Here is a 20,103-nt window from a genome sequence, read left to right on the forward strand (position 1 = left end):
TCAACGATCCCAAAAGGACACGGAACGATGCCAGCTTTCGCCGTCATCATGGGTTTCTGCCTCGGTATCCGCCGCGGCCGGCGGTTGATCCCCAGCCTGAGAGGCCGCCAGGATCGGCGCCGGCGCGAAGAGTTCTGGATTGACGATATCGTCAGGCACGCCACGCATCATAGCGAGCTGCTGCCATTCGTCGACCGTCATCCGGTTGACGCCAAGATAGTCGGCAAGCGCATCGCCATAGACTTCGCAGTCCAGCAGGTGATTTTCCTCACCCTGACGCGGCATCCATGCCTGCACCATTCGATGCTTGATCTTGGTCTGACCGAGATATTCAGACGTGATCTGTTTAAAATAGACCTCGTCCAGCCATCCGCCAAAATGACAGAAGCCGGGAGGATCAAATTCACGCCCCGATGCTCGCCCCTCTTTTCGCAGGTTCGAATAAAACACGCCCTTGAGCGACCATGTTCCGACAGCCCAGACATTGCATCCGTTGCGAATGCGTTGCCCATTGAAATTGATATCGACAGGCTTTGGCTGACCAATCGGGGGTCGGGACCACCCATCCTCACCCTTGAGCGCCATGACGCCAGCCTTGCCCCGGCACCATGTGTAGACCACGTGGCTGCGATAGCCGGAATCGATGCCGAACAGATCGACGCGCCTGGCGCGACCGTAGGCATCCGGCCATTGCTTTTGCCGTAGCTCTTCAAGCTTGACGAATGCGCCGCCGTGTGGGTCGTCGGTCGGGCCTTCGATATACCCTGCGTCCACCCTCCAGCTCTGCCTGTCAGGCCCATAGGCCTTGAAGAGATACCAGATGCCGTTCATCTGCACGTCGGCAGACCCGACAAAGACAAGGCCTGAGGCCGGAATGTGTCCCCGGATCAGGCTATGATCGCGCCGCTCCATGAGCCTGACGTGATCAGGCGCGTCGCCCTTCATCGCATATGGCAGACCGAGGACAACGTTATTGAAGTCCTTCATCCCCGGCTCGCCTTTTTCGCGGTACTTGATGTAGTCCTCGGCAATGGCCTCGTACGACATCATCAGCGAGACAAAGGCATCGACATGAAAGCCGGGATGCCGATCCGGTCCACTTTGCGTGGCGATGAAGCGGCCGGACCGAACGGCGAATACCCTTTCCATCTCGCTGATCTCGTGACCGCAATTCTCACACAGATAGCGCGTTTCGTGAGGCCGCTTCTCGTTGATCCGCAGATTGCCAAAAAACTGAACTTGCTCGAAGTTGCATTCCGGGCAACGAATGTTCCAAAACCGCTGATCCGACTTCCGAAACGATCGGTCTATACGGCAGTGACTTGGGTCGTCCTGCAACGCGCTTCCGCTATCCAGCTCGGGGGTGGAAAGCTCAAAAATCTTGAAGCTTTTTTGCCGCCGGAAAGCGGTGAAGCGACCGAAAAACAGGTTCTCAGGATCGGCGCCATTCGGAAGAACCTGCCATTTCGAAACCTCGTCTTTCACCCCGTATCGGATCGTCTTTGCCGAGAGATCCATGACGGTGTTGGCATTCGCCAGATAGAGCGACCCTCCGGCAAACTTTTTTTCGTAGGTTGTCGATCCTGACCCAGACCTTGAAGTGGCGGGGTAGATCACCGACTTTTCAGTCTTCGTCTGCCACGCGTCGATCAAGGGCTGCAGCTTGCCGCTATTGACGTCCTGCAGCGCCGATATACCCGGCACCCCGTAAAGCGCATTGTCAGGGCAAAGTTCCGCGATGTAGAGCATCCACGCCAGTGCCAGGATGGATACGCCTGTCTGCTGTGACTTGCGCACCGTAACCAGAGTGGAAGGGTGCTCTTGGCTGAGGCACGCCGCGATTTCCACGAGATATGGCGCATCAACAGGCGACCAAAGCTCGTCTTTCCTTGGCCCATCCACCAGGACGATGTTTTTCTGCAGCCAATCCGGAAATGGCAGCGGAGGCGCTGGACGGATGAGCCTCGACAATGTCGACGACACAAACCTGAGTGCTCCGGGATGGGCGTTCACTCTGCCTTTGCCTCTATCAGCTCGTCATATTCGGGCGCCGCGTCCGCGATTTCCGATAGATGATCCGCAACCTTGTTTCCAATTTCGATGGCGATCTCGCGCAACAATATCCTTGCGCCGTGCACGCCTTCCTTCGACACCGCCATGGCCAGGTCATCGGCGCGGTTGGCAAGGCGACGAATATCAGCCTGTATGCTGGCTGCAGCCGACCCAAGCGCCTGCTCCAGCTTGTCCTTGCGCAGGAGCTGCCCGATCTCTTCCTGGTGGCGAAGCCTCTCGCGGCCGAGCCTCAGCCATTCGGACTGGCGCCGGGCCTCATCGAAACTCTCACCCGATGGCGCATGCAGCCTTGTCTCGTCGGGCGATCGGATCTCTGCCTTGGCTTTCGCCGGGTTCACATGCCTCTGACGAAAGTGATCGTAGTGAGCCAGCGACACTCGCAGGATCTGTCCATTAGCGCCTCGCTCTACCGGCGTATCCGGCTTGTCTGCGAGAAGCTTCCTGACCGCCTTTGCTACAGCCTGTTTTGAGACACCGTCACGCGCGCTGATCTGCACCATCGTATGCATGACCATCTGATCGTCAGTCACCTGATGATCCTTTTCATTCGACAACCAGAAACGACAACCGCGACAACCGCGACAACCCAATTTTTCGGCCAGCTTCACTGGCAAGCGCTCGGGGTCGCCCCGGCCCGCGCGGTGGGGGTATCAGGGAAGGACCCAAGAGGGGGGTGCGGCCGGCCGGCGGCGGCGACCCGCCTGCCCCGTCGTCTCGCCTCCCTCGGCTTTCGGGCCGGAAACGAAAAACCCGCCGGGCTTTCGCCTAGCGGGTTCGTCTGATCTTTTACAGTGTGCTTAATGTGCACCAAACATGGTCCGCGCGTCAAGCGGGGGTTCGCATATTTATTATGCAGCACTTTCAATGGCTTGAGATATGGGCGCTGGATTCTGCGACCCCCTCCAAGGCTCCATGCGTGGGGTGAAGGGAAGCAAATCATGCCCTTCAAGCTTGCCCGCCAGCGCGTCACGCAGTGTCAAAAGCGCGTGCTGCCACAGTTGCCACTCGATGCGACCCACGACGGCAGCGCGGATCGATCCGTTAATGCGATACTTGCGATAGGCGCCCTTCACGGGCCTTTGCCGCTTCACGTCATAGCCATTGTCTTCGTAGGGAACGGACCGGCCCATGCGATCCTTGGCATAGCGCTTCACGAACCATGCCGGGTTTCCGTTGTTGGTGACCACGACCACCTCGGGCTGATCGGCTGTCCAGTCCGGCCGCTTCATCAGCACGGCGCAAGTGGTCACCAGTGTGAAGATGTGCCGTCCGTTCACACGACCGTCGCGGGCGCAATAGCCTGCGGCAATGCTGGCAATCTCCGGAGCGATGACGCCATGGGGATCTTCCCATTCCGGGAAAGGTGCCCATCCCTCGCCAATCTCGAACGCCATGTCGCCAAGTCCACGGACTGCGTCGCCGACCCGCATCGCGTCCGGATGCGCCTCGCCCGTATCGATGCTGCAGGGAATAACCCCGAACGCATTCGGGCTGCGGTCAATGATCGTCCCAAGCGCCAGCGTCTCGGTCAACATGCCGGAAGCCGATGCGAAGCCGATGCTTGGCAGTCCGGCAATCCAGTCGCGATCTGCGGAAACCTTCGGCAATTCCACGGTGAATGCCCAGGTCAAAAGCTCTTCAATGCCGATTTTCTTCATGGTTCACCTTGTTTTTAAGAATTACGGACGGAACGGACACATCAAGCGATTTTACGGACACATAGGCCAATGCCATTTTATGTAATGAATTCAACGCCAACGGACACAACGGACACAACGGACGCTTTGCCATATCGTGTAATGATAAGGCTCTGCTTCGCATCTTCACTCATCGGATAACAAACGGATTTCACCAACTCCTATTCTCGCGTCATGCGTAGGCGCCATCAAAGCGTCCGTTGTGTCCGTTGTGTCCGTGCGCATTGTAATCATTGCACTATTGCCTTTTCCGCCATGTGTCCGTGATGCCAGTCCATGTGTCCGTTGCGTCCGTTCCCCTGACCCCTCGCATAGACGGCACGGACCCGATGGCCGCAATTGCGCCCGTTAAGTACAGACAAGGGGTCCGGGTTAGACGCGTTCGAATGGGTCAAAATCCCTCTCCATCTCGTCGTCGGACGGTGGCGCACCGGTTTGCTTGGCGAATTCTGGCCTGATGCGAAGGCCGCGATATTCCGTGCCGTTGTTTCGCTTGCGGACGAACTGGTGCATCTGGCCATCAGGCCCAAGCCATGCCTTCATCATCTGTTCTGTGAGCCGCTTGCCAAATGAGTGGCTGTTGAACTGGAACAGGCCCTCCCGCTTGGCATAGTGCAGATAGGCGATGTGCAGCTCGTCTGGTTCGACACGGTCGGTGTCCACGCCGGTCACGAAGCATGCATTGCGGATGAACGCGCCGACAGGGTCGCTTTCCTCCCGATATTCGGCCGTGGCGGCTTCAATGCCCTCAGGGATGCGCAGACCATAGTTGAGATATTCCAGGGCGCCGCGCACCATCCACGCGAGGATGCCATCCTTTTCAGCCATCAGCTTCGCGGACAGATCCTTATCCACCTGATCCTTGAGCACCTGCACGAGGAAGGGGATGAGCTTCACTCGCCGCCACGTACCATCGGAGTTGTCACGGATCACGGGCTTATGGTTCCCATCGATGATCATCTGAAATTTCGGGATGAATTCGAAGAAATCCTCCTGCAGCCTTCGCGCCGGTATCTTGGTCCCGCCGGTCAAGACCTTGATGAGCGCGTCCTTGAGCTTGATCCCCTCCTCCGGCTCGGAGGCCACAACAAACCGCGACGACGGCAATCGCGCCAGGTCTGGCGTCGCATCCCCGCCGCCGCGCCGCCCCTCCCCGGCAAAGCTGTCGATCGACATGGTGACCGTATAATCACCCATGATGTCGCCGATGACCTTGAGCAGCGTCGATTTGCCGTTTGATCCAATCCCGTAGAAGAACACCAGGATCTGTTCTGACTTCGCTCCCAGCAGGCAATAGCCGAACAGCCGTTGCAAGAAGGCCCTGATGTCGGGATTGGGCTGTATCGTGGTCAGGAACCGGTCAAAGAGATAACAGGCGGTATCCGGAACGAAGGACGCATCCACGATCTTCGATATCCGGTCCGATGCCTTGTGGCGATCAAGCCGCACCACCCATTTGGCGCCATCGTCCACCTCCTTGCGGAAAAACCGCAAGGTGCCATTCTGGGTGTTGACGGCGTAGTCATCGACATTCAACTCGTCCACCGTCACCGAGCAATATGGCTTTGCTTCTTCCTGCATGTTGTTGATGCGGTTTGTTCCTGCCGATGATCGGGCGAAAGTGTGGCGGGTCGACATACGGCCATCGCGCGCTTCCTGCGCTTCATCCATGCGCTTCACGAGGTTTTGCAGCCGGTCATATTCCTCATAGTCCGACTCGCTCCATTGGTGCGTGGCGTCCTTCATCTTTTTCTTCTGACGTTCCGCCTCACGACCCAACTTGATCGTGTTCATGATCTGCTGGTATTCGCGGATCATCTCGTCCGGCCAATCGGACTTTGGCGCTCCCATGCGGATGCGGTCGGCACCAGCCTGCTCGGCATCATCGATCAGCTGGTCGAGTTCGGTCATTCGGTCTTCGTCGATCTCGGATGAGACGGATGGCGGCTTGCCCATCTGCCGCATGCGCTCCAGCGCAATCTTGCCAGCCTCAATCGCGGCCTGGTCCTGCGGTGTGCAATCGAGCTTTATCGCCTCTTCGTCGATGAATTCCGCCGTGGCGTGGGCAAACTTGCGGATCATGGCGCCCGATGCATCCTCGACCCATCGTTTCCCGTCATAGCCATGCCAGCCGATATGGACGACATAGAGAATGCGGTCGCCATAGCGAATGCGCAGCCGTCGCCCGTTTCCGATATCGGTTTCCGGTTCCCTGGCGCATTCCTCAAGGACTTCATGGGGCGATAGCTCAACATGATCTTCCTCCGGCAAAGGCTCCTCGACCGGAATTGGATCCATGCGTCGGCCTGCCCTTTGCGCCGCCGCTTCCGCCATCTTGGCGCGCACGGCCTCCGGCATTTCGGATGGTTTCTTCTTGTCCGCCATATCAACCTGCCATCAGTTTTGAAAAATCCTGTCCCTCAGGCGGCCACCAGGTGGTGATCGCTCGCCCTTTCCGCGCCATCCGCGCCTCAGCCCGCGCCATGGCGGCCGCCGTAAACACCGGCTCGCTGTCGCCATCGGCCAGCAAGACCAGCTCGTCGACGTGATCTGGCACCTGCATGGCGTCATCCGCATCCTGCCCCTGTCTCGGGACCGGTCCGGGAACCCAGACCGGGATCACCCGGCCGCGCCTGTCGGTCTGCGTCACTGTCGGATGGCGAAAGCGCGATACAGGGTCCGCCGGCCCGGCGAGATTGCCGAGATCGCCGGCCGCGAAATAGAAGGTATCGGCGCGGAAGCCTTCGGATCCGGCAATCGCCAGACCGTTTTCGATGCCTTCGCCGCCGACCCATCGCGTCGCGGTCAAGAGACCGAACAAGGGGATAAGCCCGCCGGTCTTTCGGCCGCGCATCTTCTTCGTGGGTAGCGGCGCGCCATCCTCGTCGACCCCGAGATCGGGCCGGAATTTCGGCCCATGGGCAATATCGATCCATGTCTGGTGGCAACCGATGATCCGCCGCTCCAGCGTCACGAAGGGCGCGATCAGGGCCGGCCCGCTGTAACGGTCGACCGGAAGGCCGCGCTCATCCTGGCCATGCCAATAGGTGTGGCGCGCAACAAACCTGAGATTAGCAAAGACGCCGGGATCCATGGCATAGCCGGTGCGCAGCCTCAAGTAATCGGCCCCATCCGTGCCCTGCCCATCGCCGGCATGCAGATAGATGCCGCGCGCCCGGTCGATCTCCCGCTGGCGAAAGTCGTTCTGCTGCGCTGCCTTCTCGGCATCCCGCTTTTCGTTTTCCGCCTTGCGCCTGGCGATCCGCTCCAGCCGTTCGGCCCGCTCGCTATCGCTTTCCCGCTCGTCTTGCGACGGGATGGGCCGGCCGCCAAGCGCCTCGCTGCATGCCTCCAGAAAGCCCCTGCGGGAATTGAGATCATGCCCGCGCGCCAGCGCAATGAGGGCGATCCCGTCGCGCCCCTTGCCCTGGCATCCCCGGCAGTTGAAGGCGCCAAGGGCGGGATTGATCGAAAACCGGTCCCGCCCGCCGCAGGAGGGGCATGGGCCGGCATAGGATTTGGCGCCAACATGCTGGCCGTTCTTTCTGGTGATACCCAGAAGATCAACCGCATCCATCACGGTGACCGCGCGCGCTTCCTCGATAAAGGCGTTGATCGCATCCGTCATCGCCCGCTCCTTATCCGCGTTGCGATGGATCGCAGATAGGGCCGCTCTTCCAGCACATCCTGCGGCCGGCGCCAGCTGCGTCGGCCATTGCGCATGGCGCGGTCTTCCTCGCGATAGATCGATGCCAGCCGGTTGATCCGTGACATCAGTTTCAGTTGCGTGGCGAGATTCCTTTGGAAGCGATGGGCCATATAGAGATCGTAGATTTCGGCGCCGCGCGCCTTGCGCCGGTTGTTGAACACGGCGCGGCACGCATCGCAGCAGAAATCCCCTGTCTTTTGCGTCTCGCTCTCGCATTCGAGACAAGCGTGTACACGCGGCGTCATACTTGCCGCCGATGGCTGGTGGCGCTCTTCAGACGGATCATCGCGCATGGAAAGCCGCCCTTGGCGCTGTGGCTGGCGACGGTGCGATTGGCCGCATCGGCACGCCGTCATAGGCCCGGTAATTCGCCAACTCGTCATCCCGCAATGGTCGGATGCGGCATGTCCGGATCATCAAGTCGACGACATCATAGAGGTCTCGCCCCTCTGGCGTCGCGCTCCACTGGCCCATATCCATGCCGATATAGGGCGTTCCCGGCGTGATGCTGCGCAGCTGTATGGCGCGGGTCACATTGCGAAAGTTCTCGATTTCGCCGGGTACCAGACCCCATTCCCGCGCTGTGAGTGAGCACTGGTAAAGCGACGGCGCGATGATCAGCAGTGTCTTGGGCAGGTGCTTGCGGGGCAGCATGCTCATATCCACCTCTGCGATTGCACGAGATCGGAGATTTCCTGTTTTGGCGGCGTCTTTAGCTGCGGCGTATTGAGATGCGGCATCTCGGCCGCATCACCTCCAGGTGTCCACGCCGCCATGCGCTCCCAATCGGCATCCTCAAGCGCGACGATGCCGCCCATCAGCCGCCGCGCGACCCATGCATCCTCGGCATCCGAACGGAACTTCCGGCTGGAAAACCAGATGCCCAGGCATTTCACGCCATCGGGAATGATCATGATCTCGTGGGGATTGCTGATGGCGACCACCCATGAAGGCGCGCCCGATGGCGTGCAGCGGAGCGCCTGCCAAAAGGCGCGGCCGGGATCCTCGGTGACGAGACGGATGACATCGCGCATGTCAGGCCTCCACCGCGTCGTCTTCGATCTCGAACAGCCTGAGATCGGCTGGCTTATCGAGTTCGGCGAGATTGCGCTTGGCCTGCGCAAAATAGGATGGCTTCAATTCAAAACCGATGCCCTTGCGCCCCATGTCGACAGCCGCATAAACCTCCGATCCGATGCCTAGGAAGGGTGTGAGGACCGTCTCGCCGGGCGCCGACCACAAGTCGAGACACCGCTCGATGACGTCGAGCTGCAGCGGGCTGATATGCTGCTCATCCCGGTGATCCCTAGCCATGCGATATTGCAGCGTGCGGGTCTGGCGGATGTCCGTCCAGACGGGCGAGGCATAGCGTTGCCAGACCATGACCGATCGCCAGGTCTCCAGCGGCCACGGCTTGTGCCCAGGCTCCAGCCTGGCGAGATAGCGCTGATAGCCGTTCTCGCTGATATCGAGCCCGCCGGCATCTTCGTCCGGCTCGCCATGAAACACGTCGAACATGCCCGACACGGGATCGGCATTGTCGCCCGGCTTGCGGAAACTGACGATGTAATCCGCAAGCCCCATGCCGGAAAGGCAGCTGTCCTTCATCACCTGCTTGTGCAGCAGCCGGATCGATTTGGTCCGCTGCTGCGCGACGACGGGGTCTTTCCAGATACAGACCTCGGAATGGAAAATCCAGCCGGCATCCTGCCATGCCCTGATCACCTCGCCGCGAAAGTCGCGCATGCCGATATGCCCATGGCGGTTTTTCGATGTCGGCAACTGCATGCAATGGACGGAATGCAGCCGGCCGGGCCGTGTCACCCGAAAAAGCTCCGATATCAGGAAGCCGTAATGCCGCCAGAAGTCCTCGCCTTCATTGTTGGATATGTCGCGGTCGTAGTTGGAAAACCGGTAAAGGCCTTCGAACGGCGGCGAGTGGATGCCGAAATGCACCGTGGAGTCGGGTATGGCGGCGATGAGATCGACGCAATCGCCCTGATAGATGGCGTAGCGGTCGGTCAAGAGCTGGTCTACGGCATGGGTCATGCGGCATCTCCTATCCAGGATGGGATCGTCATCGGCTGATCTGGCCGGTAATCGGGGATATCGCGCGTCAGGCCGCGCACGTTTTCAGCCGAGAGATCGGCCATATGCCGCACCATGGCTTCCGCCATGCGCTCCGCATCAGCGTCCTTGCGGCGGAAATTCGCCACCACATTGCCTTCGCGCTCGTCGGATATGAAATGCGCGTGAACCGGTTTGGTCTGGCCGAAACGCCAGAAGCGCCGGAGCGCCTGATAGATCTGCTCCCAGCTGTCGTTCAGCCCGACAAAGCCGGTGGAGCGGCAATGTTGCCAGTTCATGCCGAACCCGGTCAGGGAAGCCTTGGTGATCAGCGTGCCGATCTCGCCCCTGGAAAAGGCCTTGAGCTTGCGCTCCTTTTCCGCATCGCTATCGGCGCCGGAAAGATTGACCGCGCCCGGAATGGCCCGCGCCAGGCCATCGGCCTCGCTGTTCAGGTTGCACCACCAGACATGCGGCTGATCCCGTGGGGTGAGCGAGGCGGCGAGCGCCACACGCGCATCGACGCTGTCGCGCCGCACCGCAAGCCGCTCGGAAAGCGACTTGGCCTGCATGGGAAACAGCGTTCCCGTCTCGAAACACGGCGCATAATCCGCCGCCACCTGGTGGTGGTGATAATGCAGCGGCGGCAGGTCATAGCCTTCGTCGCTATAGCCAAGATCGCTCGGCTTGCGCAGCATCACGGCCCATGTCGCCATCCACCGCCAGAAGGCATCTTCCGCATGGCCCTTGAGCCGCCAGCTTCGTGTGTCGCCGCCGTCATGCACGAAGAAGGTCGCGAGCATGTCGGTATAGCGCATGACGCCAAGGAATTCCGCGTGGTTGCCGAGTTCCATGAAGTCGTTCGGCGCCGGCGTCGCCGTGGCGGCCAGGCGGAAGGGGATCCGGCTGCATTCATCGATCAGCCGGGTGCGATAATGCCCGTCGACATTCTTGAGGATCGAACTTTCGTCCAGCGCCACGCCGCCAAACTGGGATAGATCGAAACGGTCGAGCTTCTGGTAATTGCTGATGTCGATGGCGCCAGACCCGCGCGCGCTGACGACGGATGCCGCGATCCCGAAGGTGCCCGCCTCCCGCTCGTGCTGGTGGCTGACGGCAAGCGGCGCCAAGAGCAGCACGGGCTTGCCGGTGTAGTCCGCCACGCGATGGGACCATGTCAGCTCGATCAGCGTCTTGCCGAGGCCCGTGCCGGCAAAGACCGCCGCCCGTCCGCGCCGCAGCGCCCATTTGACGATGTCGCGCTGATGCGGAAATAGATAGTCCGGCAGGTCTATGGTGCCGGATATACCGGTTGCCGGGTCCATGATGCGCTTGGCATCCAGAAAGGCCTGGTAGGATGGATTGACGGTCATGCCTTCTTTCCCTTTCGCCACCGCGTGAACCCGCGCACGCTTTCAATCGTGGTCCAGCGTCCGCCACACCGCACGCATTCGCGCCGACGCCTGACAGCTCCCGGGATCTCGCGACTATCTTTCACCATGGATGCATTCATCCCGCAGGCCGGGCACAGGATGCCCTGCAGCTGATGCACCGAACCGTTGCGCCGGATCACCGTCATGCCATCGCCCTCGCGCCGGCCGACTGCCGACAAGATCCAAATCTGGGAAGCACGGGACCGCAGTTGCAGTTTGCTGAAACAGCGATCCATGACTGGTCGTTTGTGGCTTCGCGCGGATCGCTCATGACCTGGCCCTCGCGCATTGAAGGCAGTGGCCCTCGATATATTCGGCCATGGTGATGGTGCCGTCGCAGTCACGGCAGACGAGATCGTCGGGCTGAACGCGCGCGTTATCCCGCGTGCCAAACAACCCGGTCGGCCACCGCGATGCCGCTGCCTTAAGCACGGCGCGCTCCTGGTCGTTAAATCGGAACGGGATCGTCATGCCGCACCCACCTTGCTCACAAGGCTTTTCAGGGCGCGGATCGCCTCGTCGGCTTCGCGGGTAATTTTCTGGCGCGCCGCCGCGTCGACATGACCCGATGCCAGGACCTGCGTCACCACGCGCACGACATCGGAGGTCTCATTGGCCACATCGAGCGCGTCGGCATGGGACAGCGCATCGCCATCCCCAGCATCGGCGCCGCGGACCGGCACAAGCTTGAAGCCCAGAAGGGCGGCCATATGAGCCACGATGACAGGCGATCCCGCCAGCATATCCAGCTCGATGGCGACATCGACGGGCACGAAGGCCATGGCGTTGTCGGCGCCGTTGGAAGCGTATTTCGAAAGCTGGCCTTCGTTCACGCGGGTCGAATGGCAGGCAATCCCGCCGCCGCCGGCAAGGTCGAGCCCCCGCCGCGTCACGGCCTTCAATTCTGCGGACTGCTTTTCGGAAATCTGGCGCACGTCATCCTCCCCGATAAGTCAAGGAAAGTTTTCAGGAAAATCTTTCGGTGAAAGGCGCCGCGTAAGCGCCTAGGGTCACTCCAGTTCCCGCCGCGACGGCGGGAACGAGATCACGGAGGCCCGGATGTCAGTGCAAAAACTTTCGCTTGATGTTGCTGCCAACAATAGGCCCCATACGCGGCGTACAACTCGGAAGGATGATTCTCGTGACCGACAACCACCCTTTGAATGCCATGATCGCGAATTTCGCAGTTCTGGAGCAGCTCGTCATAAACCTGACCCAGATCATTTCCAGCGACTTCGAGGACCCCATGGGGGTAAGGCTTGCGCTGTTGCAGGACCTCAGATCCCGCTTCGATCTTTCCAAGCCGGACGACGGTGCCGGCCGGGAACTCTACCGGCTGGCGAACATCCATCTGGACAGGCTGGAGCCGCGCATTCTTGGCGACACGTCGGAAGCCGAGAAGCAATAAGCCTTTCATCGTCCACTCTCCGCTTGTTCCGCCGCGCTGGTGATCAGCGCCGCGATGTGCCGCGCCTGATCGGGCGACAGGTTGAAGACCATGACCTCGCGGCCTTGCGAGCAGGTCAGGGTAACCTTCTTGTTCGGCCTGGTGCGCACGATCAGCCGGTCATATTCCGGCTTCCACAGCGTCAGGCCATTCTGGTCGGCCTGGAATTCGTAAGGGGCCGGCAGGGCCTCGGGATCGCCAGACATATTCATTCCGCAGCCTCCTTGGGGGTGAGATCGGCAGGCGTAGACAGAAACTCCGCCCTTTGCAGATAGAAGTCGTGACCCGTCACGGCGCCGTCCGAAAGCTCGAAGGCCTTAAGGACAAAGGGGGCATCAGGCACCACAGCGCCCGTTTCGTAACGTTGAAACGTGCGCGCGTGAGGAATGCCGAACTGATCGGCAGCCTGCGCAAGCGTCAATTTCTGCGTTAGTCGCCACTCTCTCAATCTCATGGATGAGAATATGGCTCATATTGCCAAAAGTTGTCAAGACATATCGTGGCTGAAATAGCTATTCCACATTGTGGCTGACGCAGCCATAAACAATCACCAGAAGGTGAGGCCAATGGTCGGCAAACAAATCATTCCCGCTAACAATATCGAGGCCTTGCGCAGGTCGCGCAAGATGTCCATGGACGCCTTGGGCGAGCTGATCGGCACTGACGCTTCCACGATCAACAAGATTGAAAAACGCAAGATGCGGCTAAGCACTGAGCGCTTGCTTGCATTGGCTCAGGTATTTGGTGTTTCGCCCGGTGAAATTGTCGTCGACTTGCCGTTAGCGCCGCAACCGACGCCACTGCAGCCGGTCGCACGCGAAGATCGGGCAATGATGCCCATCATGGGTGTGGCGGCCGGATCATTGATGCAGGGGTCATTCCAGATATCTGATGGGCCGGTGGATTACGTCGAGCTTCCAAAAGCGCTGGAGCATGCCAGAGGAATATATGGCCTCTACATTGACGGAACATCCATGGAACCAATGTTTCGCCACGGTTCGCTCTGCGTGGTGAGCGAGTACAAGCCACCTCGAGTCGGTGACGCGGTTGTGATCCAAGAGCGACGCAGTCCGGTTGACCCCTTGCGCGCCACTATCGGCATCCTGGATCATCGCAACGGCGAAAAGGTCGTGCTCACCAAACTAAACCCTGCAGGCAAAGTCGAAATTCCCCTCAAGTACGTGCACGCCATGCACAAGGTGCTTGATCACGGAGAGCTTTTGGGTGTCTGACGAGAGGCAGCGTCCTTGAGATCCTTGCGCACGCCACCAATCGTGAACATCAGGCCGCCGATAAGAGCGCATAGTGTGCCTCCAACTATGTATATAGCCCCATAGATCTGCTGCATGACGTTTTCAGCCGCCGCAGACGTCACAAAGCCGTTGAACACAAAAAGCAAGCCAATGATAACGGCAACAACAAACATGTTTCCTCCTAAAACAGCGACACGCCGGTGAGTTCGACCGCCAGGCTGTTGATCAAGTTTCGCTCTTCTCTCCGCCTCACGCCATCAGCGTCCATGACGGCGACGCAAGCACCAAACATCCGCGCAAGCGTGCGGTGATCCAAATTCCCCAGATTTCGGACCGCGCGGTCAATAGCATCAGGCCCCGGCCTCAGCCTTTCAAGATACCTTCTGATATTTTCCGCTTCATCGTCAGTCGGGTAGATACCATGCCGTTCTATTCGCCATAGCAAGTAGTCGAGCATTGCGCTGGTCTCGACCGGCTTCATGATGCCATCGGACCGCGAGACGCTGGCCAGTATCGCTGCCTCGTCGCGCACAATGGCGAGCATCGCCATCCAACGAGAAGGATCTGCCGGCATCAGTGTGGACGGTATTGCGACCCCAAGCGCCGCCGCCAAAAACCGTCGCGGATCGTCATGGACGACGCCGTCGAAGTCTATGCAGCAGGATATTCGATCAATGCGAAAGGATCGCGGCGCTCGCCGTTCATGGCAGAAGGCAAAGATTGATGGCTCACCATCGGGGCCGGAATAAAGCTGAGTAACGGTTATCCGCCTGGCGGACTTAAATCCAAGCCCATCAATGTACTCTATGAAAAACGTGGACCCGTCGACCGCTATGGCCTGACTTTGAGATGGTTCATCATATTCGTGATCATCAGCGGGGAGCACGACGGCTCGCGGCGCGGCAGGCACCGCGCGACCATCAACCAACGACGAAAGCTCTTCGCTGACACTCATATTCGCCCCCAGATTGCGCCCCTGACAGGCTACGCCCGGCGCCGATCTCGGACAATGGCTATAATTGCCATTTTTGGCGTTGACATTTTTTGGCAAATGTAGCCATATTTTCCAAACCACCCGATTGTGGTTTTGGAGACCCTTCATGACACACACCCACACCACCACCCGTTCCACGGGTGTCACCCGCAACACCGTCACCGATATGGCGGATTTCATGCGCGCCCATCCCGGCTGCACGGGAAGCGATCTTCTCGCCCATTTCAGTCAGTCCGAAATCAACCGCCATGCTTCCTCCGCCGCCGCCATGGCGCAGGAAGCATCGACCCGCCTGATCGCCTGACGGTCGGTTTCGGCATGGCCCACCTGTGATCTCCGGATCATCGCTCCCAAGCCAGGTGCGGCCATTTCGAAACCGAGCAAAAGGAGCGCTCTTATGACGACTACTGTCACGATCAAGGCCAACCATGGATGGCCCGTCGATGTGAAGGCCTATCACCCCGATGGCTCGCCCATTGAAACCTCAGGCGGGCGCGTGCCGGCCGGAGAGACCAGGGATTTCCACGTGCATTCCGGTCAGGATCTGTTTGTCCACGAGGTCCAGCCCGACGAGGCGGCCACGCCATTCACCACGGATGACGGGAAGGCTGTCCCTTACGGTCTCGGCGACGAGGTCGAGCTCGCGCGCTCCGGCGAACAGGGCGAGATCATTGGCGTCGGTCTCTATGCCCGCACGCCACCGATGTTCTTGGTGGAATATGTCACCGCCGATGGCCGCCAGACGGAAAATTGGTTTTTGGCTGAGGCAATTACCAGGGCCTGACGGTCGGTTTCGGTATGGCCCGTTGGTGACCCATCAAGGTCAAAGCTCCCAAGCACGGGCGGTTACGACCGCCCCCCCAACGTGGCCATTTCGAAACCGACCACCGCAGGAGGCATCCATGCGCTTTCCCGATTATCCGCCAGACTATCCCGATGACGACGAGCAGGACCCCAATCGTGGCCCGGCAAATTGCGCCGTTTGGCTTGTCGTCGTCGCCATCGTCGGCGCGGCCATCGCCCTGCTGATCTGGCTGGCCGATCTCGTCTGGTCCTTCCTGCCCTCTTGGGGAGAGTGGCTGTGAACCAATTCACCCCCTTTGCCCATCCGCGCACCATCATCCTCGTCGATACGCCGCTGTTTTCGCCCCGTGCGAGGATCGTCGCCTTGATGCTGGCGATGATCTCGTTGGCATCGGCCGGCGTGATGGCGGGTCAGGCCCTGGCGGATCTGGAGCGGACCTATGCCACGGAGGCGCGCATATGACGTCCTTCCCGCGTCTTGCCGTCAAACCGGTCCCCTGTTTTGCTAGGGACGGCACCACATTCGATCTGGCCGCGCCCGACCAGGCCGCCGTCTGCTTTCACGAGATCGCCCGCACGCTCTCGGGCCTCAACCGCTACAGTGGCCGCGGCGTTTCCGTGGCACAGCATTGCGTCATGGGCGCGCGCGCCATTTTGAACGAGCGCGGAACGCGGCTGGATGCGAGCCTGTTCCTACTGCACGACGCCCATGAAGCCTTTCTTGGCGACATCGTCAGGCCGGTGGAAAGCCTGCTGCAGGGCATGCTGCCGACGCTCGCCATCCGCGAAGCGATCGCCGCAGCCAAGCGGGGATGGGATCAGCCGATCTATGCCGCAGCCGGCCTGCCTGCGCCGGACACGTGGTCATCAGCCATGGCCGCCAAGGTAAAATCCATGGATGAGCGCATGGCGCTGGCTGAAGCCGTGGCCGGTTTTGGCCCGCGCGCCGCAAGCCAGTTTCCGCGCATGACCCTGCCCCTGACCCGAGGCGCTGTCATCCGATGGGGCGCCGCCAAGGCGGAAGAGCAGTTCATATCCATGGCAAATGACCTGATCGGCCAGGAGAAGATCGTCCACCAGGCGGCCATTGCCGCCGCAGCCCGCGCCACGAGGTAACCATGGCCATCAAGATGAAACCCATACCCATGACCGAGATCATGATGATCGGCGACGACAGGGTGATCGGCCTGACGCAGGAAGGCGGCACCATTCCGGATGGCATTGCCAAGGACGGCACCCCGCGCGATCTGGAATACGCATCGGGATCCGCGATCCTCGCCTTTCGCGACGGCCGGCACATCTGCGGCCCGATCGACATGCGCGGCATCCGCGCCTTCGCCCTTGAGGTCGCAGCCGGAAACCAGCGCGCCGTCACCGAACCCAGCGCCTGTATCCGTCTCGCGACAGCGCTTCTCGCCATCGTCGACATGCTGGAATTCGCAGGATCGATGGATCTGGTGGTGGTGGCTCGGGCGGAGGCAGTGGCATGAGCCCAAGGTGCACCGATTGCGGCGAGTATTTCCAATCTGAGTATGAGGCGCAGGCGATCTGCGCAGAATGCCAGGCGCCAGAGGTCGCATTATCAACGGATGCAACCGTGGAAGCCATGAGGCTCGCTGGCGATATTATCGACCGCCTGAAAAGCGACATGCTGGCGTCGCCCGTCGATGACGTGACGATTATCGACCGTTCTCAGCTTGAGGCTATCGAGGCTGCAATTGTAGCCACGCCCTCATCGAATGTGAGGTTGGTAGACGCGGTATCCCGAGCCGCAGATGACGCAATTGTAAGCGCGATCTACGCGACGTATAAAAACGGCGTCTTCGTCAAAGACGAGCTTCTGGCCCCTGCGGAAGTTCGCTTTCGCGTCAATGCTGCGATCCGCGCCGCCCTCGCCACCGCTGCGGAGGGCAAGTAGATGGCCACCATGCAAAAAGTAAAGCCGTGCCCAGAGTGCGGCAACGCCGATCTTGTCATCTACAAATACGACAACGGCTGGCAACACGTCGAGTGCGACGATTGCCATTACCTTGGACCTGGCTGCGGCAATAAGATTGAGGCGGTGCGTCAGCATAACGCGCGATGTGCGACCACACCCCCGACGCGGGAGGCCATCTAATGGCCGGATCCCTCAACGAAGTCCGATTGATCGGCTTTCTTGGCGCCGATCCCGAAATCCGCCGCACCCAGGACGGGCGCCCGATTGCCAATATCCGCGTCGCGACCTCCGAGACCTGGCGAGACAAGAATACGGGCGAGAAGCGCGAAAAGACCGAGTGGCACACCGTCGTGATCTTCAATGAGGGGCTGGCCAAGGTTGCCGAGCAATACCTCAAGAAGGGCTCCTATGTTCTGGTCGGCGGATCGCTCGCCACTCGCAAGTGGCAGGATAGCCAGGGACAGGACCGCTACTCCACCGAGATCGTGCTGCAGGGGTTTTCCGCCGTGCTGACCATGATCGATCGGGCGCAAGGGTCCGGCTACCGCGCCGGCGGCAATGGCCCTGACGACTATGGCTATGACGGCGATCGCGCCGCCGCCCGGCCCCGCTCGTCGGCATCCCCATCATCACGATCATCGTCGGGCAGTTTCAGCCGCGACCTGGATGACGACATTCCGTTCTAGCGAGGAGCCAATCATGGCGACCATGACGAAAGACATCACAATTGATTTTGCCACGCCGGAGTTTCGCCCTGCCGGCGTCCAGAAATGGCTGGATAAGGTCGGATTGAACCCGGCTGATCTTCCCGACCTGACCTTCACCGCCACGATCAATTTCGGATCCGATGACATCGAAGACGAAGACCTGAGCGAGTGGTACGAGGCGTGTTTCAGCGATGCGGGATCATGGCTGGAGCGCGTCAACCGCTACCTTGCCGAAAACAACTGCGCCGCCGCGATGGACGAGCTGGAGCGTGAATTCGGGGGCGCCCCCCCCGTCCCACACCATTGCCGTCGTCAACCGCATATCCGGCAGGAGATGAGCCTATGCTGAAACTGGAAAAGCCCGCGCTGCTGGCGGCCCTTGCCGTGGTGCTGGATGTCGTCAAGGGCAAGAACACCATCCCGATCCTCTCCAATGTGCTGATCGAGCGCGACGGCCAGGAGATCGCCATTTCAGGCGGCAACCTGTCTATGGATATCCGCACCCGCTGCGCAGCAGAGCTTGGCTCTGATTTTCATGACTTCACCGTGCCGGCCCATCAGTTTGCCCAGATCGTCCGCAACGCGGCCGAGGATCGCATCCTGATCGACGATGCGCCCGAAAGCGGCCAGATCGTCGTTCGCTCCGGCCGCTCCAGGCTCAAGCTGCCGACCATCGCCACCAACGCCTTTCCGAAGCTGCCTTTGCCGACATCGCCAAAGACGATCAGCCTGTCGAGCGACGTGCTGGACAAGGCGATCAAGGCCGTGGCCTTTGCCGCCGACAACGACAGCACGCGACCCTATCTCTGCGGCGTGTATTTCTACCCCTGCGATGACGGGCTGGTGCTGGCGGCCACCGATGGCAAGAAGTTTTCCAAGCGCCTGATCCGGTCGATCTCACTGGATGACGACGTGTCGGGCCTGCCGGCCATCATCATCCCCAACGAAGCGATCGGGCCGATCCGAAAGCTCCTGAGCACGGGAGAGGATGTCGAGATCATCCATGATGCCGCGAAGGTCATGGTCGAGGTCGGCGGAACGCGGCTCATCAGCAAGCTCGTCGAAGGCACATTCATCGACTACGAGCGTTTCCAGCCGCCGGCGTCGTCCGTGACGATGACGGTTTCGGCCGCCGCCCTGACCGGCGCCATTGCCCGCGTGCTGGTGGCGACCCCCAAAGCCGAATACGGCATGAACTTCGCGGTGACGAGCGACACCCTGTCGCTTTCGGCGCGCGACATCGCATCAGGCGAAGGCGAAGACGAGATCGCGGTCATGGCGTCGGGATCCGTGACGACGGGCTTTAACGGCGCGATGCTGGACGAATGCATCGACCATGTCGACGGCGACGAGATCGAGATGATCGTGAGCGACGGCATGGCACCCGCCAAGATCAGGACGCCGGGATCACTGGACGACTACATGATCCTGATGCCCACGCGCACGAGGGTCGGCTGATGGAAAACAATATCGCGGCCAATGAGACCCCCGAGAAGATCATGGCGGACCTGCTACCCGAAATCGCTGCCGCCAAGGCCAGTCATCAGGACGCAACGCGCAAGTCAGCAGCCGCCCGCCATGCCGAGACCGAATCGTTCAACCGATTGAACGACCTCTACAAGCGCTACCGCGCTGCGGCGGATGCGCTGGTGCACAGCATGCCCCCGGCGACCGACTGGAGAGACAGGACAACACGGAGGGAAAGCAGGGATGACTGAGAACAATGCACACACCAGCGCCACGCGATCGAATGTTGATGCTTCGATCCTGAGAGAGCGTATCTCCCGCGCGATCTTCGATCCAGGCGAAACCGAGGGCAATCGCGGCCAACGCACCACCACCGACTGGCAGACCGACGCCGTCATGCGCGTTCTCGGTTTCGCCGCCCCCACACCCTCATCGAATGTGGGGCCGTCCGAATGATCTACGGCTCCGTCTGCTCCGGCATCGAGGCGGCGACTATGGCTTGGCATCGGCTGG

The 20,103-nt window shown here is 60.4% G+C and carries 30 protein-coding genes; 14 read left to right on the forward strand and 16 right to left on the reverse strand.

The annotated features are described in order from the left end of the window. The 12 genes from B9A97_RS26955 to B9A97_RS27015 form a co-directional block, all read right to left on the reverse strand. Positions 1–2,013 (reverse strand): terminase gpA endonuclease subunit, encoded by a 2,013-nt coding sequence (locus B9A97_RS26955; RefSeq protein WP_084368929.1) that lies wholly within the window; start codon positions 2,011–2,013, stop codon positions 1–3. Next, positions 2,010–2,603, reverse strand: a complete 594-nt coding sequence (locus B9A97_RS26960; RefSeq protein WP_084368930.1) for a hypothetical protein — start codon at positions 2,601–2,603, stop codon at positions 2,010–2,012. The genes B9A97_RS26955 and B9A97_RS26960 overlap by 4 nt, the downstream gene beginning before the upstream one ends. A gap of 318 nt (positions 2,604–2,921) precedes the next feature. Further along, positions 2,922–3,731: a hypothetical protein gene (locus B9A97_RS26965; RefSeq protein ID WP_084368931.1), complete on the reverse strand. Its 810-nt coding sequence runs from the start codon at positions 3,729–3,731 to the stop codon at positions 2,922–2,924. A 411-nt stretch (positions 3,732–4,142) separates the two neighbouring features. Further along, on the reverse strand, positions 4,143–6,155 hold the full coding sequence (locus tag B9A97_RS26970; RefSeq protein ID WP_084368932.1) for a phage/plasmid primase, P4 family: 2,013 nt from the start codon (positions 6,153–6,155) through the stop codon (positions 4,143–4,145). A gap of 1 nt (position 6,156) precedes the next feature. Further along, positions 6,157–7,398 (reverse strand): DUF7146 domain-containing protein, encoded by a 1,242-nt coding sequence (locus B9A97_RS26975; protein ID WP_084368933.1) that lies wholly within the window; start codon positions 7,396–7,398, stop codon positions 6,157–6,159. Then, positions 7,395–7,724, reverse strand: a complete 330-nt coding sequence (locus B9A97_RS26980) for a transcriptional regulator (RefSeq protein WP_084368962.1) — start codon at positions 7,722–7,724, stop codon at positions 7,395–7,397. The genes B9A97_RS26975 and B9A97_RS26980 overlap by 4 nt, the downstream gene beginning before the upstream one ends. Positions 7,725–7,761: 37 nt before the next feature. Next, the gene (locus B9A97_RS26985; protein ID WP_084368934.1) at positions 7,762–8,139 is read right to left on the reverse strand and encodes a hypothetical protein; all 378 of its coding nucleotides are present in this window, start codon (positions 8,137–8,139) and stop codon (positions 7,762–7,764) included. Next, positions 8,136–8,513, reverse strand: a complete 378-nt coding sequence (locus tag B9A97_RS26990; RefSeq protein WP_084368935.1) for a hypothetical protein — start codon at positions 8,511–8,513, stop codon at positions 8,136–8,138. Before B9A97_RS26990 ends, B9A97_RS26985 begins: the two co-directional genes overlap by 4 nt. Position 8,514: 1 nt before the next feature. Then, entirely contained in the window at positions 8,515–9,528 is a 1,014-nt protein-coding gene (locus B9A97_RS26995) for a DNA-methyltransferase (protein WP_084368936.1), read from the reverse strand. Next, positions 9,525–10,919: a helicase gene (locus B9A97_RS27000; protein WP_084368937.1), complete on the reverse strand. Its 1,395-nt coding sequence runs from the start codon at positions 10,917–10,919 to the stop codon at positions 9,525–9,527. Before B9A97_RS27000 ends, B9A97_RS26995 begins: the two co-directional genes overlap by 4 nt. Positions 10,920–11,246: 327 nt before the next feature. Beyond that, entirely contained in the window at positions 11,247–11,450 is a 204-nt protein-coding gene (locus B9A97_RS27010; protein WP_084368939.1) for a hypothetical protein, read from the reverse strand. Beyond that, positions 11,447–11,914 carry a phage regulatory CII family protein gene (locus B9A97_RS27015; RefSeq protein ID WP_084368940.1) on the reverse strand — a complete coding sequence of 156 codons (468 nt, stop codon included), beginning with the start codon at positions 11,912–11,914 and terminating at the stop codon, positions 11,447–11,449. The genes B9A97_RS27010 and B9A97_RS27015 overlap by 4 nt, the downstream gene beginning before the upstream one ends. A gap of 206 nt (positions 11,915–12,120) precedes the next feature. On the opposite strand from B9A97_RS27015, the gene B9A97_RS27020 reads away from it, so the two are divergent. Beyond that, a complete protein-coding gene (locus B9A97_RS27020; RefSeq protein WP_143530735.1) occupies positions 12,121–12,387 on the forward strand; it encodes a hypothetical protein in 267 nt (88 codons plus the stop codon). Positions 12,388–12,392: 5 nt separating this feature from the next. Here B9A97_RS27020 and B9A97_RS27025 read toward each other — a convergent pair whose 3' ends face one another. Together B9A97_RS27025 and B9A97_RS27030 are read right to left on the reverse strand one after the other, a co-directional pair. Continuing rightward, positions 12,393–12,638: a hypothetical protein gene (locus B9A97_RS27025; RefSeq protein ID WP_084368942.1), complete on the reverse strand. Its 246-nt coding sequence runs from the start codon at positions 12,636–12,638 to the stop codon at positions 12,393–12,395. Next, on the reverse strand, positions 12,635–12,880 hold the full coding sequence (locus B9A97_RS27030) for a helix-turn-helix domain-containing protein (RefSeq protein WP_084368943.1): 246 nt from the start codon (positions 12,878–12,880) through the stop codon (positions 12,635–12,637). Before B9A97_RS27030 ends, B9A97_RS27025 begins: the two co-directional genes overlap by 4 nt. Positions 12,881–12,992: 112 nt before the next feature. Here B9A97_RS27030 and B9A97_RS27035 point away from each other — a divergent pair, with 112 nt between their 5' ends. Continuing rightward, positions 12,993–13,658, forward strand: coding sequence for a LexA family transcriptional regulator (locus B9A97_RS27035; RefSeq protein ID WP_084368944.1), 666 nt, complete (start codon positions 12,993–12,995; stop codon positions 13,656–13,658). Here B9A97_RS27035 and B9A97_RS27040 read toward each other — a convergent pair. Further along, a complete protein-coding gene (locus B9A97_RS27040) occupies positions 13,634–13,852 on the reverse strand; it encodes a hypothetical protein (RefSeq protein ID WP_084368945.1) in 219 nt (72 codons plus the stop codon). The genes B9A97_RS27035 and B9A97_RS27040 overlap by 25 nt on opposite strands. A gap of 8 nt (positions 13,853–13,860) precedes the next feature. Further along, on the reverse strand, positions 13,861–14,634 hold the full coding sequence (locus tag B9A97_RS29595) for a tellurite resistance TerB family protein (protein WP_143530737.1): 774 nt from the start codon (positions 14,632–14,634) through the stop codon (positions 13,861–13,863). Positions 14,635–14,779: 145 nt separating this feature from the next. Here B9A97_RS29595 and B9A97_RS27055 point away from each other — a divergent pair, with 145 nt between their 5' ends. The 12 genes from B9A97_RS27055 to B9A97_RS27115 all read left to right on the forward strand — a co-directional run bounded on the left by B9A97_RS27055 (position 14,780) and on the right by B9A97_RS27115 (position 20,046). Next, the gene (locus tag B9A97_RS27055) at positions 14,780–14,977 is read left to right on the forward strand and encodes an SAM domain-containing protein (RefSeq protein ID WP_084368948.1); all 198 of its coding nucleotides are present in this window, start codon (positions 14,780–14,782) and stop codon (positions 14,975–14,977) included. Between the two features lie 93 nt (positions 14,978–15,070). Next, positions 15,071–15,457 (forward strand): hypothetical protein, encoded by a 387-nt coding sequence (locus B9A97_RS27060; RefSeq protein WP_084368949.1) that lies wholly within the window; start codon positions 15,071–15,073, stop codon positions 15,455–15,457. Positions 15,458–15,575: 118 nt separating this feature from the next. Then, positions 15,576–15,758, forward strand: coding sequence for a hypothetical protein (locus B9A97_RS27065; RefSeq protein WP_084368950.1), 183 nt, complete (start codon positions 15,576–15,578; stop codon positions 15,756–15,758). Continuing rightward, entirely contained in the window at positions 15,755–15,940 is a 186-nt protein-coding gene (locus tag B9A97_RS27070; protein ID WP_084368951.1) for a hypothetical protein, read from the forward strand. The genes B9A97_RS27065 and B9A97_RS27070 overlap by 4 nt, the downstream gene beginning before the upstream one ends. After that, the gene (locus tag B9A97_RS27075; protein WP_084368952.1) at positions 15,937–16,593 is read left to right on the forward strand and encodes a hypothetical protein; all 657 of its coding nucleotides are present in this window, start codon (positions 15,937–15,939) and stop codon (positions 16,591–16,593) included. Before B9A97_RS27070 ends, B9A97_RS27075 begins: the two co-directional genes overlap by 4 nt. Positions 16,594–16,595: 2 nt before the next feature. Then, entirely contained in the window at positions 16,596–16,967 is a 372-nt protein-coding gene (locus tag B9A97_RS27080; RefSeq protein WP_084368953.1) for a hypothetical protein, read from the forward strand. Further along, on the forward strand, positions 16,964–17,395 hold the full coding sequence (locus B9A97_RS27085) for a PhlB family protein (protein WP_084368954.1): 432 nt from the start codon (positions 16,964–16,966) through the stop codon (positions 17,393–17,395). The genes B9A97_RS27080 and B9A97_RS27085 overlap by 4 nt, the downstream gene beginning before the upstream one ends. 200 nt (positions 17,396–17,595) lie before the next feature. After that, positions 17,596–18,102, forward strand: coding sequence for a single-stranded DNA-binding protein (ssb, locus tag B9A97_RS27095; protein ID WP_084368956.1), 507 nt, complete (start codon positions 17,596–17,598; stop codon positions 18,100–18,102). 13 nt (positions 18,103–18,115) lie between these two features. Continuing rightward, complete coding sequence (locus B9A97_RS27100; RefSeq protein WP_084368957.1) at positions 18,116–18,472, forward strand: hypothetical protein; 357 nt, start codon at positions 18,116–18,118, stop codon at positions 18,470–18,472. Next, entirely contained in the window at positions 18,466–19,581 is a 1,116-nt protein-coding gene (gene dnaN, locus B9A97_RS27105; protein WP_084368958.1) for a DNA polymerase III subunit beta, read from the forward strand. Before B9A97_RS27100 ends, dnaN begins: the two co-directional genes overlap by 7 nt. Further along, positions 19,581–19,841, forward strand: a complete 261-nt coding sequence (locus tag B9A97_RS27110; protein ID WP_084368959.1) for a hypothetical protein — start codon at positions 19,581–19,583, stop codon at positions 19,839–19,841. The genes dnaN and B9A97_RS27110 overlap by 1 nt, the downstream gene beginning before the upstream one ends. After that, on the forward strand, positions 19,834–20,046 hold the full coding sequence (locus B9A97_RS27115) for a hypothetical protein (RefSeq protein ID WP_084368960.1): 213 nt from the start codon (positions 19,834–19,836) through the stop codon (positions 20,044–20,046). The genes B9A97_RS27110 and B9A97_RS27115 overlap by 8 nt, the downstream gene beginning before the upstream one ends. The last annotated feature ends 57 nt before the right edge of the window (positions 20,047–20,103 follow it).

Source organism: Rhizobium sp. RU36D (assembly GCF_900176345.1).
In the GTDB taxonomy this organism is placed as follows: Bacteria; Pseudomonadota; Alphaproteobacteria; order Rhizobiales; family Rhizobiaceae; genus Allorhizobium.